The organism is Halobacillus sp. B23F22_1, assembly GCF_043497005.1.
Taxonomy (GTDB): Bacteria; Bacillota; Bacilli; order Bacillales; family Halobacillaceae; genus Halobacillus_A.
In genome coordinates this window covers 725,607-738,431 of the sequence record NZ_JBIEKE010000002.1, presented here as the reverse complement: position 1 = coordinate 738,431, position 12,825 = coordinate 725,607, and the positions used below count along the sequence as shown (strand labels likewise).

Sequence of the window (12,825 nt, the reverse complement as noted above, 5' to 3'; positions counted from 1 at the left end):
ATTTTTCATATAATAGAAATAGATTCGTGTCTTAGAAGGAGGAAGTTTTGTTGAGTTTAAGGTTAATTAACATCGGTTTTGGCAATGTTGTATCAGCCAATCGCATAATATCCATTGTTTCACCAGAATCTGCACCTATTAAACGTATTATTACTGTCGCAAGAGATAATAATAAATTAGTAGATGCTACATACGGCCGCCGAACACGTGCCGTTATTATTACAGATAGTGACCATGTTGTATTATCAGCTGTACAGCCGGAAACGGTTGGCCAACGTGTATTAAGCAATGATGAAATATCAGACGATAACTAGGAGGATCCATTCGTGATAAAAGAAAAAGGTATTTTATTTATTTTATCTGGACCCTCTGGTGTAGGTAAAGGAACCGTAAGAAAAGCTTTATTCGATCAATCCACCGATTTAAGGTATTCGATCTCAATGACAACGCGTCAACCTCGTGAGGGAGAAGTGGATGGAATTGATTACTTCTTCAAGTCGAGAGACGAATTCGAGCAGCTTATTAGTCAAGGGCAGTTAATTGAGCATGCTGAATACGTGGGAAACTATTATGGTACTCCGCGTCAGTACGTAGAACAGACCTTAGAGGAAGGGAAAGACGTTTTTTTAGAGATTGAAGTACAAGGGGCACTAAAAGTAAGAGAAAACTTCCCTCAAGGAGTATTCGTGTTTCTTATCCCACCTTCTCTTGAAGAATTAAAAGATCGAATTGTAAGCCGGGGTACGGAGACGGAAGAAAAAGTAAAAAATCGTTTACTTGCAGCTAAAGAGGAAATAGACATGATGGATGCTTACGATTATGTTGTCGTAAACGATAAAGTTGAATCCGCTGTTGATAAAGTGAAGGCTATTGTAGAAAGCGAACATTGTAAGCGTGAACGTGTTTCTCATCAATACAAAAAAGCATTGGAGGCCGATCAATCATGATGTTAGAACCATCTATAGATTCATTGCAAAAACAAATTAAATCAAAGTATACTCTTGTTACGCTTTCAGCCAGAAGAGCTCGTGAATTAAAGCAGGGCAGTGCCCCTATGGTGGATAATCCAACCTCCAGTCAACAAGTTGGAGTGGCCCTTGAAGAGATCGATTGCGGGAAATTAACATATTCTCACGCTGAAAATATCCAGGAGAGAACGGAAACCACGTAAGCTGTTATAATAAATTCACCAAAGCCGCGCTAACTTAGTTGATAAGGCGCGGCTTTTCGTTATTAATTGTTGAGGAAAGGGTAGGTTCCTATGCTTACAAATAAAAAAATCGTTTTAGGCGTTTCAGGTGGCATTGCCGCATATAAAGCAGCTGCACTAACAAGTAAATTAGTTCAAGCTGGAGCAAACGTTCGAGTTGTCATGACAGAGAACGCAAAAAAGTTTGTTGCACCAACTACATTTCAAGCATTATCTCGTCAGCCTGTCTATTCCGATACTTTTATAGAGCAGGATCCCACACAAATTCAGCACATTGATGTGGCTGATTGGGCAGACCTTTTCTTAATCGCACCTGCCACAGCGAATACGATAGGTAAACTGGCTAATGGAATAGCTGACGACATGCTGTCTACAACACTGCTGGCCACAGAGGCGCCGGTTTATATTTCACCTGCCATGAACGTTCATATGTACAGTCATCCTGCCGTCATGAAAAACTTAAAGCAGCTTGATGGCTGGGGTTTTAAATTCATTGAACCTGGTGAAGGATATTTAGCATGTGGTTATGTAGGAAAAGGAAGATTGGAAGATCCCGAATCTATCGTTCGACTTTTAGAAGAAGAACAAAACCGCTCTTCTTTATTGAAAGGGAAAAAAGTACTTATCACTGCAGGACCCACACAGGAAAAAATTGACCCTGTTCGTTACTTCACCAATCCCTCCACAGGAAAGATGGGGTTTGCTCTAGCTAGACAAGCCTCTCTAATGGGAGCGGAGGTAACGTTAGTAGCAGGGCCGGTGACATTAGATACACCTCCTCTTGTGAAAAGAATTGATGTGACAACTGCAGAGGAAATGTATGAAGCAGCGACCACAGAATTTTCACATCACGATATCATTATTAAATCCGCAGCAGTGGCTGATTATCGGCCCAAAATTAAGTATGAACATAAAATGAAAAAGTCTCCAGGAGATTATTCTGTTGAGATGGAACGTACAAAAGATATCCTTATGACATTAGGCGAGATGAAAACGACGCAGTATTTAATTGGTTTTGCAGCGGAAACTAATGATATTGAGTATTATGGGGAACAAAAACTGCGCAACAAGAACTTGGATGCCATTATTATGAATAACGTTTCAGCGGAAGGTTCAGGTTTTGCACATGATACGAATTCTTCAATTTATTTAACCAAAGAAGGGAAACGTCTCGTTCTTCCTCTAATGTCAAAAGATCAGCTTGCGCAAAGAATATTAACCGAAGCAGCTGAAACCATTTCGGGTGAGGCCACGTGAGTATTGCAAAAGTTATTGTAGATGTCCCCTCTCAAAACACCAATCGATTATTCGACTATGGGATTCCTGAAAAATTCGAATCTGTTGTTCAGCCAGGTGTAAGGATCATTGTTCCCTTTGGACCTCGTAAAGTCCTTGGCTATGTTATTACGCTTGCGGATTATAGCGAATTTGCTAAAGTAAGACAGATTGAAGATGTACTGGATATTGCGCCTGCGTTGACGCCTGAACTGCTGAAAATAGGAAAGTGGCTTTCTAAGCAGACGTTAAGCTTTTATATTTCCTGCTTGCAGGTGATGCTGCCGCAAGTCATGAAAGCTTCTTATCGTAAAGAGTTATGGCGGCTGACTGAAGTAGAGCTCCCGGAGGAATTAGAGAAGATCTTTGCAGGGCGCGGGGTGATTGAATACAAGGAATTTGAAGAATCAAATATGAGTTATCATCAGCTGCGGCAATACGTGGATGAAGGCTGGATAGACATTCATTATGAAGTAAAAAGCCGGGAAACGACAAAAACCACAACTATAGTTGAACCTTTAATGGGACCTATGCAGCTGGAGGAAACGTTAGTTGATCTCTCGAAACAGGCAAAAAAACAAAGAGAAATTGTGCAGTATTTTATTGATCACCAAGAGCCTGTACCAAAGAAACAACTTCTAAATGCTACTTCATCTTCATCCTCTACTCTAAAACCTTTACTCAATCAGGGGGTAATTAAAGAATATAAGCAAGAAGTTTTGAGAGATCCGTTTTCACATCGAGAATTTGAGCGAACTCATCCTTTTCCATTAACTGATGAACAACGTGAGGCGATCACACCTATTCTACATACACTGGAAAGTGAAACTCACGACGTATTTTTGTTACATGGTGTAACAGGAAGCGGGAAGACAGAAATTTACTTGCAATCGATTCAGAAGGTGTTAGACCAGGGGAAAGAAGCCATTATGCTGGTGCCTGAGATTGCATTGACACCTCAAATGGTGGAGCGTTTTAAGGGAAGGTTCGGCTCCAAAGTCGCAGTTCTTCATAGTGGATTGTCAGCTGGTGAAAAGTATGATGAGTGGCGTAAGATACAGAGAAATGAAGTTCAAGTAGTGGTAGGAGCAAGATCTGCTATCTTCGCCCCTTTTACGAATATAGGAATAATTATTATAGACGAAGAACATGAATCGAGTTATAAGCAAGAAGATCGAACGAGGTACCATGCAAGAGACGTTGCTATTGAACGAGGAAAAATACATGAGTCACCTGTCGTCTTGGGGAGTGCGACTCCAGCGTTAGAAACGTATGCGCGAGCTGCCAAGGGAAATTACAAAATGCTTACGTTGACGAAGCGAATGAATAATGCCACAATGCCGGATACTGAATTAATTGACATGAGAGATGAACTGCATCAAGGAAATCGCTCTATGTTTTCTCGTGTACTGCTTGATAAATTAAGAGATAGAATTGAACGTGGTGAGCAATCTGTTCTATTTTTAAATCGAAGAGGGTATGCGACCTTTGTAATGTGCCGAGACTGTGGGCATGTAAAAGAATGTCCTCACTGCGATATCGCGTTGACGTATCACCGTCGTCAGGAACGGTTGAAATGTCATTATTGCTCTTATGAAGAACCTATGCCTCATCAGTGTCCTGAATGTGAAAGCAAAACGATTCGTTATTTTGGTACAGGTACCCAAAAAGTAGAAGAAGTTCTTCAGGAACTGCTCCCCGAAGCGCGAGTTCTTAGAATGGATGTAGATACGACTCGAAGAAAAGGAGCTCATGAGCGGATTTTAAATGATTTTGGCGACAAAAAGGCGGATATCCTTTTAGGGACACAAATGATTGCTAAAGGGCTTGATTTCGCAAATGTTACGTTAGTCGGTATCCTTGCAGCTGATGCCCTGCTTAACTTGCCGGATTTTCGAGCAGCTGAAAAAACATTTCAACTCTTAACTCAGGTAAGCGGCCGCGCAGGGCGTCATAAACTGGCCGGAGAGGTCGTCGTCCAAACGTACAGCCCGGATCATTATAGTATTCAATTGGCGAGCCAATATGATTATGAACAGTTTTTTAACGAAGAAATGAAACTGAGAAAAGCTTTCCGCTATCCACCGTACTATTATTTAACGCTTTTCACTATTTCTCATCCCAATCAATTAAAAGTGCAAGAAGTGACCCAAAAAATTGTAGTTTACATGAGGAATAAATTATCGGAAGATGCAGACGTTCTCGGCCCTACACCGTCTGCACTGACTCGTATCAATAATAGATATCGATACCAATGCATGGTAAAATATAAAGATGAGCCAGAACAGCGCAAGTTAATTCAGCGCATCTTGCACTATTATGAAGACGAACTTAAAGAAGAGGACGGTTTGCAAATCAGCGTAGATTTTCAACCGTACCAGTTAATGTAAGGAAGGAGTTCAACAACATGACAAAAATCGCATTTATGGGAACACCAGATTTCGCTGTCCCCGTGCTTGAACAATTAGTCGAGCACAACTATGAAGTAGTAGTCGTCGTAACACAGCCAGACCGGCCGAAAGGCAGAAAGAAAACGTTAACTCCTCCTCCTGTTAAACAAGCAGCAACTAGACTTGGGATTCCAGTAGTACAGCCTGAAAAGATTAAAGAAGAATATGAGGAAGTTCTACAGTTTGAACCCGACCTAATCGTAACAGCTGCATTTGGTCAGATTTTACCGGAAGAACTCTTGCAAGCACCTCCACATGGATGTATTAATGTTCATGCATCGCTTTTACCAGAACTGCGCGGCGGCGCCCCTATCCATTATTCCATTATCCAAGGTAAAAAAGAGACAGGGGTAACCATTATGTATATGGTGAAAAAGCTGGATGCTGGCGATATATTAACTCAAGTGAAAGTGCCAATTGAGGATCATGACCATGTGGGTACGCTGCATGATAAATTATCCAAAGCTGGTTCAAACTTATTAATCGAGACCCTTCCTTCGTTAGTAGCTGGAGAGCTCACACCTAAAAAGCAGGACGATAGTCAAGCTACTTTTGCGTCAAATATTAAACGTGAACAAGAGAAGATCGATTGGACCAATAATCAGCAGGCTGTTTATAACCACATCCGCGGCATGCATCCATGGCCTGTGGCTTTTACATACTGGAATGGAAAACCATTAAAGCTGTGGTGGGGCGAAAAAGTTGAGGGAAGGTTCGATTATCAGCCTGGAACGGTAGTTGAATTCCATCCAGACGGTATGCTCGTTGTGACAGGTGATCGTAAAGCGATTAAAGTTACTGACCTTCAACCTTCAGGGAAAAAAAGAATGAATGGCCAGGCTTTTTTAATTGGTTCTGGTCAGTCCATGCAGATTGGCGATCGACTGGGGGAGCAACATGGCTAAGTATCAACTAAGGGAAACGGCATTAGAATTGTTAACGCGAGTTGGTGAGCAAGGTGGATACAGCCACGTCTTACTTGATCAGGAAATGGGGAAACGGCATTTAAGTGCTAAAGACGGAGCCCTTTTAACGGAAATTGTGTATGGAACACTTCAAAACAAAATGAAGATTGAATATGAAATCCACCCCTACCTTAAAAAACAGAAAAAGCTCAAGCCCTGGGTAAAATGGCTGCTCTACATGTCTGTTTACCAGATGCGTTATTTAGAAAGAGTCCCTGACCATGCTGTAATCCACGAGGCTGTAGAAATTTCTAAGAAAAAAGCACATAAAGGAATATCCAGCCTGGTGAACGGCATATTACGGAATGTACAGCGTAATGGCGTACAAGACGTTGAAGATATTAAGGACCCAGTTGAAAAATTATCGGTTGAGACAAGTCATCCGAGATGGCTCGTTAACCGGTGGGTGAAGCAGTATGGAATGGAAGTTACAAAAGGGATATGTTTTCAGAACCTTAGACATTTACCTATGTCTGTAAGAACCCAGCCCCTTAGAATTTCCAGAGAGGCAGCTATGACGGAGTTGAAATCCAGAGGTATCCAGACGGAAATAAGTCGATTCTCCACTCAAGGGTTTTTGATTACAGAAGGCAATATTTTATCTGACCCATTGTTTAAGAAAGGACAGGTTACTGTCCAAGATCAAAGCTCAATGCTGACTGCCGAAATGATGGATTTAGCACCTGGATTATTAATACTGGATGCCTGTAGTGCACCCGGAGGAAAAACGACTCACATAGCTGAAAAGTTAGAAGATAACGGGAAAGTGATCGCTTATGATCTGCATAAGAAAAAAGCAAAGTTAGTTGATGAAAAAGCTAAATTGCTTCAGTTGAATTCCATTCAAGCTGCCCAGGCCGATTCCCGTAAACTTGGAGAAATCCACCAGAGAGAATCGTTCGACCGTATTTTACTAGATGCACCCTGCTCAGGTCTTGGCGTACTGCGGGGAAAACCTGATATTAAGTATCATAAGCAAGAACAAGATATATTTGATCTTCGCCGCATTCAGGATGACTTGCTTAGCAGTCTTGCTCCACTGCTTAAAGTTGGTGGTAAGTTTTTATATAGCACGTGTACGATAGATCAGCACGAAAATGAGGAAGCCATAAAGAATTTTCTAGAACAGAACAAAGATTTTGAGCTCGATCCAGCATTTAAAGAAGACCTCCCTGAATTTTTACGTGATTCAATGGGCCTTAGCGAGTATGGGTTACAGATTTTTCCCCAACAATGGGATACAGATGGCTTCTTTTTAACACGAATGGTGAAACGCGCAAAATAGACTTGACCATTCTTTATTATAAAAATGAATGACATTATGCGCTAATGAGCGTTTTTGGAAGAGATGAGGTGAAGACCATGAGGGGTAGCTTTTTATCAGACCAAGGAAAAGTTCGTAATCATAATGAAGATGCAGGAGGCGTTTTTCATCATGAAAACGGTCAACTGCTCGCCGTCGTAGCGGACGGAATGGGAGGCCATCGGGCTGGTGATGTTGCTAGTCAGCTGGCTGTTTCCGCGTTACATAAAAAATGGGAAAAAACGGAACATATTCAGCATCCGGAAGATGCTGAATATTGGATGCTTGATGCAATTTTCGAAGTAAACCGTAAAATTCTAAGTCATTCGGAAGAGCATGAAGAGTGCAGAGGAATGGGTACAACTGTGGTCGTCGCTTTATGCAGTGAGCAATTTACGACCATCGGTCATATTGGTGATAGTCGCGTCTATTTGGCCAACATAGATGGCTTTAAACGAGTGACGGAGGATCATTCGCTGGTAAACGAGCTAGTTCGCTCGGGCCAAATTTCAGAAGAGCAAGCTGAGACGCATCCAAGAAAAAACGTTTTACTAAAAGCACTTGGAACGGACGAAAATATATCTCCTGATATTATGACGTTGGAATTTGAAAAAGACGACCGATTGCTCTTATGTTCGGATGGGTTAACAAATAAAGTATACGAAACTGAATTAAGTAAGTTAGCAGAGTTTAACGGAGAATGGGAAGAATTTTGTCAGTCCTTCATCGATTTAGCTAATGAACGTGGAGGCGAAGATAATATTACGCTGGCCGTGGTTCATCATAGTAACACCTCGATGAAAGAGGGTGTTGATTAATGTTAAATAATCGTCTCCTCAACGATCGTTATCAGGTAAATGAAATGATCGGCGGAGGAGGGATGGCCAATGTTTATCTCGCCCATGATACCATTCTGGATCGCGAAGTCGCGATTAAAGTACTACGGTTAGAATATGGAAACGATGAAGAGTTTATAGCAAGGTTTCACAGAGAAGCTCAATCGGCAACAAGTTTATCCCACCCTAATATTGTTAATATTTATGACGTTGGGGAGGAAGAGGACATCTATTTCATGGCTATGGAATACGTCGATGGGATGACTCTTAAGCAATATATACAGCAGAAGAGCCCGATAGAAACAGCAGAGGCCATCGATATTATGAGGCAAGTAACTTCAGCGATTACTCATGCCCATGATAATGAAATCGTCCACAGGGATATTAAACCTCAAAATATTTTAATAGATCATTATGGTCACGTAAAAGTAACGGATTTTGGTATTGCTATGGCGTTGAGTGCAACAGCACTGACGCAAACCAACTCCGTCTTAGGTTCTGTTCATTATTTATCACCGGAACAAGCTCGAGGAGGAATGGCAACGAAAAAGTCGGACATTTACTCATTAGGAATTGTAATGTTCGAACTTTTAACAGGCAGGCTGCCCTTTTCTGGACAGTCTCCAGTATCCATTGCGTTGAAACACTTGCAGCATGATACGCCTTCTTTAAAAAGATGGGCCCCTGATCTGCCGCAGAGTGTAGAAAACGTCGTATTAAAAGCGACGACGAAAGATCCTTTTTATCGTTACGAGTCTGTATTTGAAATGGAACAAGACTTAGATACAGCCTTAGAGCCTCATCGATTAGATGAAGAGGAGTTTAAGATCCCAAATGAAGAAGATCAAGAAAAAACAAAAGCCATCCCTGTCATTACAGACGATAGTTTCGGAGATGAAGATGAGGATGCTACAATCGTTCATGATGCAACCCAGCAATTTGATGGAAAAGCTTTAGAAGAAACGAAAAAAGAAGCGGCGATTAATAACGAGAAGAAGAAAAAGAAAACAAAAAAGCCTAAAAAACCGAAGAAAAAGAAAAGGTGGTTAATGTGGCTGACGATCATCTTTTTTGTTTTATTATCTATGGGCATTGCAGCTTTGCTTATTGTTCCCGCTTTGCTTGAGCCTGATGATGTGGAAATGATCGATGTTGAAGGAATGGAATATGAAGAAGCCTATAGTGAACTCTCTGATTTAAACCTGGAAGTTCAACGTCAAGCTGTCTTCTCAGACGACGTAAGTGAAGGGCTGGTTATAAGGTCCGATCCTGAAGCAGGATCAGTAGTAAAAGAAGAATCACGTGTAACGCTCTATTCTTCTAAAGGAAAAGAACGCGTGCGATTTGAAGACTATGTTGGGCAGCCTTATGAGCGTGTTAAAGAAGAGCTGGAGGAAGCAGGCTATTCAAGTGTGCTGGCCATTGAACAGACTTCGGATGATCGGCCAGCAGGCGAAATAATTGAACAAATTCAACCACAGCCGCAAGAAGAAGTTATCATCGATGAGACGAGGGTTATCTTTCAAATTAGTACCGGCCCGCCAACGATGACTTTAAGACCGCTGGAAGGTCAAACAGAGGATGAGGCTCGCAGCTATCTAAGTGACAACGGACTGGAAGCTTCAGTATCAGAAGAATATTCTGATGAAGTTCCTGAAGGAGAAGTTATTCGTCAAGATCCTGAATCATTGAGCGAAGTGAGCGAAGGGTCTACCGTAAACCTGGTCGTTTCATTGGGTCCTGAGGAAGATCAGCCACGAGAAGAAACGATTGAGGTCAATGTTCCGTTAGATGAAGAATCTGAACAAGAGGAACAGCAAGTTCTCGTTTACGTGGATGATATGAACAATCGAATATCAGAAGTATACAGTGAGGAAACGATTACAGAAGATACAACGATTGAAATCAATTTAACAATTCCTCCAGAAAACGAGGCCACTTACAAAGTGGTGAGAGAAGATGAAGTAATTGAAGAAGAAAATGTTCCTTATTAAGTAGGTGAATGAATGGCAACAGGAAAGATTATAAAAGCCTTAAGCGGATTTTACTATGTGCTGCACGAAGGTATAATCTATCAGTGCAGAGGCCGCGGAGTATTTAGAAAAAAGAAAATTACTCCCCTTGTAGGTGACATCGTTGAATTCCAGGCGGAAACTTTAAAAGAAGGTTATATCTTATCCATTGAAAAACGAGAAAATGAATTGGTCAGACCTCCGATTGCCAACGTAGACCAAGCACTTATCGTTGCATCTACAGTAAATCCGGATTTTAGTCCGTTACTGCTTGACCGTTTTCTCGTACTTGTCGAATCGAAAAGGCTCGAACCTGTTATTGTCATTTCAAAGATGGATCAATTAGACGAAGAAAAACTTCCCTCGATCATGGAGTATCAACGAATATATGAAACGATTGGTTATCCTGTCTTGTTGTCATCCATGGAAGAGCTAGAGAAATTAAATAAAATAGAACATCAATTAGCAAATAAGACGACCGTGATTGCCGGCCAATCCGGAGTTGGTAAATCATCTCTGCTTAATCTCTTAGATCCTGCTTTAGATATCGAAACAAACGAGATTTCTGAAAGCCTGGGGAGAGGTAAGCATACGACCAGACACGTAGAGCTTTACAATATAGCCGGCGGTCTTGTCGCCGATACTCCGGGTTTCAGCTCACTTGACTTTGGAGAGCTGGAGTTAGAGGAACTCAGTGAATGTTTTCCAGAGTTTGTTGCCGTGCAAGATGATTGTAAATTTCGAGGCTGTTTGCATGTAAAAGAACCTAAATGTGCAGTTAAAGCTGGAGTAGAGAATGGAAGTATAGCAGGCCACCGCTATAACCATTATTTACAGTTCGTAGAAGAAATTAAAAATAGAAAGCCGAGGTATTAAGGGATGACAAAGATTGCACCATCGATATTAGCGTCTGATTTCGCGCACCTTGCCAATGAAATTAAAGAAGTGGAAGAAGGCGGCGCCGACTATATTCATGTAGATGTTATGGACGGACACTTTGTACCGAACATAACCATTGGACCACTAATAGTAGACAGCATCCGTCCGCATACTTCCCTGCCTCTGGATGTACATCTCATGATTGAAGATCCAGATCAATATATTGAAGAATTTGCAAAAGCAGGAGCCGATATTCTTACCGTACATCAGGAAACATGTCCACACCTTCACAGAACTATTCAATTGATTAAGAGTTTTGGTGTAAAGGCAGGTGTAGTCATTAACCCGGCTACTCCTGCAGAATCGATCCGGCCTATACTACAAGAGGTAGATTTGGTTTTATTAATGACGGTAAACCCAGGGTTCGGAGGTCAAGCATTTATTCCTGAAGTCCTAAGTAAAATTGAGCAGATTGCTGCTTGGAGAAAAGAGTACGATTACACTTTTGAAATAGAAGTGGACGGCGGGGTCAACGAAAAAACGGCTGTTGATTGCACAAAAGCGGGAGCCGATGTTCTTGTTGCGGGTAGTGCTGTTTTTAGCGAAAAAGATCGTAAAAAAGCAATTGAAGCAATTAGATAAAAGGTACAAAAGAGGCTCGGATAGTCAGACTATTACTGAGTCTCTTTTTTAAATTTCCCAGGCAAGGAGGGTTTCTATGTCAAAGTATGCGATTGTTGGGGGAGGACCTAAAAAGCACATCCCTAATTTATCGACGTATAAAAATGAAGATATTGTTTGGATTGGAGCGGATCAAGGTGCGGAGGTTATTGTAGAATTTGGATTACCTTTAACAGCTGCTATAGGAGATTTTGATTCGGTGAGTGCTGATTCATTAGAAATGATTAAAAAGGCAGCTTATGAGTTCAAAATCTACCCCAACGAGAAAGATGAAACCGACTTGGAGCTAGCGATTCTTTATGCAAGGGAACAAGAAGCGAGAGACATTCTATTTTTCGGTGTGACGGGTGGGAGGATGGATCATACACTCATTAACATTCAAACATTATATCCTTTATGGAACTACGGGATAAAGGCCCAAATTCATGATCACCAGAACCAGTTGGAATTGTTTGGCCAGGGGTCGCATACAATAAGAAGAAATGAAGACTACCCTTATCTTTCATTCGTTCCAATAACATTGGATATTTGGAATTTAAATCTGGACGGCTTTTATTATCCTTTAGAAAATGCTCACTTATCTTATGGGTCTACCCTATGTATCTCAAATCATTTGATTGAAGAAGAAGGTACTTTTTCTTTTAGTCAAGGCATACTGTTAGTAATAAGAAGTAAAGATATCAATTAATAGAGGTTTTATGGCACTCATAGCTTTATATGTTGAGGAGGACGCTCATGAAATTTTATACGATTAAACTCCCACGTTTTCTCGGAGGAATGGTACGGGCTGTCATTGGAACATTTAAAAAAGATTAACAAAAAAAGCACCCGCCAGAGGAGGGTGCTTTTTTTGACGTTTGATTATACGCGTTGAACTTTACCTGATTTAAGATCACGAGCAGATACATAAACTTTCTTAGGCTTACCATCCACTAGAATACGTACTTTTTGCACGTTAGCTTTAAATTTACGTTTATTAGCGTTCATCGCGTGGGAACGGTTGTTACCAGTGCTCGTGCGACGACCTGATACGACACATTTACGTGACATGTAGAATCCCTCCTGTTACATACATCTTAAAATACTTAATTAATGTACCATACAGAGCTATCAATTGCAATAAACAGGAGGTAATAATATCAAGAATTTTCTCTTGACAGATCACATGAATTGTTACAAAGTATAATAGGAGTCAATGTGTCGATAGATCACAC

14 protein-coding genes are annotated in these 12,825 nt (G+C 41.1%); 13 read left to right on the top strand and 1 reads right to left on the bottom strand.

Going from position 1 to position 12,825, the window contains the following annotated elements; all coding sequences use genetic code 11:
• The first annotated feature begins 50 nt into the window (after positions 1–50).
• From remA to spoVM, 13 genes are all read left to right on the top strand, one after another.
• Complete coding sequence (remA, locus tag ACGTNH_RS11565; protein WP_188376129.1) at positions 51–314, top strand: extracellular matrix/biofilm regulator RemA; 264 nt, start codon at positions 51–53, stop codon at positions 312–314.
• 12 nt (positions 315–326) lie between these two features.
• Positions 327–947 (top strand): guanylate kinase, encoded by a 621-nt coding sequence (gmk, locus tag ACGTNH_RS11560; protein WP_394586980.1) that lies wholly within the window; start codon positions 327–329, stop codon positions 945–947.
• Positions 944–1,171: a DNA-directed RNA polymerase subunit omega gene (gene rpoZ, locus ACGTNH_RS11555; protein WP_394586979.1), complete on the top strand. Its 228-nt coding sequence runs from the start codon at positions 944–946 to the stop codon at positions 1,169–1,171. Before gmk ends, rpoZ begins: the two co-directional genes overlap by 4 nt.
• A gap of 90 nt (positions 1,172–1,261) precedes the next feature.
• Positions 1,262–2,467: a bifunctional phosphopantothenoylcysteine decarboxylase/phosphopantothenate--cysteine ligase CoaBC gene (coaBC, locus tag ACGTNH_RS11550; protein ID WP_394586978.1), complete on the top strand. Its 1,206-nt coding sequence runs from the start codon at positions 1,262–1,264 to the stop codon at positions 2,465–2,467.
• On the top strand, positions 2,464–4,875 hold the full coding sequence (gene priA, locus ACGTNH_RS11545; protein WP_394586977.1) for a primosomal protein N': 2,412 nt from the start codon (positions 2,464–2,466) through the stop codon (positions 4,873–4,875). Before coaBC ends, priA begins: the two co-directional genes overlap by 4 nt.
• 17 nt (positions 4,876–4,892) lie before the next feature.
• Positions 4,893–5,840 carry a methionyl-tRNA formyltransferase gene (gene fmt / locus ACGTNH_RS11540; protein ID WP_394586976.1) on the top strand — a complete coding sequence of 316 codons (948 nt, stop codon included), beginning with the start codon at positions 4,893–4,895 and terminating at the stop codon, positions 5,838–5,840.
• A complete protein-coding gene (gene rsmB, locus ACGTNH_RS11535; RefSeq protein ID WP_394586975.1) occupies positions 5,833–7,185 on the top strand; it encodes a 16S rRNA (cytosine(967)-C(5))-methyltransferase RsmB in 1,353 nt (450 codons plus the stop codon). Before fmt ends, rsmB begins: the two co-directional genes overlap by 8 nt.
• Positions 7,186–7,262: 77 nt before the next feature.
• Complete coding sequence (locus ACGTNH_RS11530) at positions 7,263–8,021, top strand: Stp1/IreP family PP2C-type Ser/Thr phosphatase (protein ID WP_394586974.1); 759 nt, start codon at positions 7,263–7,265, stop codon at positions 8,019–8,021.
• Positions 8,021–10,033, top strand: coding sequence for a Stk1 family PASTA domain-containing Ser/Thr kinase (gene pknB / locus ACGTNH_RS11525; protein WP_394586973.1), 2,013 nt, complete (start codon positions 8,021–8,023; stop codon positions 10,031–10,033). Before ACGTNH_RS11530 ends, pknB begins: the two co-directional genes overlap by 1 nt.
• Positions 10,034–10,045: 12 nt before the next feature.
• Complete coding sequence (rsgA, locus tag ACGTNH_RS11520; protein WP_394586971.1) at positions 10,046–10,927, top strand: ribosome small subunit-dependent GTPase A; 882 nt, start codon at positions 10,046–10,048, stop codon at positions 10,925–10,927.
• Positions 10,928–10,930: 3 nt separating this feature from the next.
• On the top strand, positions 10,931–11,572 hold the full coding sequence (gene rpe / locus ACGTNH_RS11515; RefSeq protein ID WP_394586969.1) for a ribulose-phosphate 3-epimerase: 642 nt from the start codon (positions 10,931–10,933) through the stop codon (positions 11,570–11,572).
• A gap of 76 nt (positions 11,573–11,648) precedes the next feature.
• A complete protein-coding gene (locus ACGTNH_RS11510) occupies positions 11,649–12,299 on the top strand; it encodes a thiamine diphosphokinase (RefSeq protein WP_394586967.1) in 651 nt (216 codons plus the stop codon).
• Positions 12,300–12,346: 47 nt separating this feature from the next.
• Complete coding sequence (spoVM, locus tag ACGTNH_RS11505) at positions 12,347–12,427, top strand: stage V sporulation protein SpoVM (protein WP_101843841.1); 81 nt, start codon at positions 12,347–12,349, stop codon at positions 12,425–12,427.
• Between the two features lie 45 nt (positions 12,428–12,472).
• On the opposite strand, the gene rpmB is transcribed toward spoVM, so the two are convergent.
• Positions 12,473–12,661, bottom strand: coding sequence for a 50S ribosomal protein L28 (rpmB, locus tag ACGTNH_RS11500; RefSeq protein WP_188376117.1), 189 nt, complete (start codon positions 12,659–12,661; stop codon positions 12,473–12,475).
• Positions 12,662–12,825: the final 164 nt, after the last annotated feature.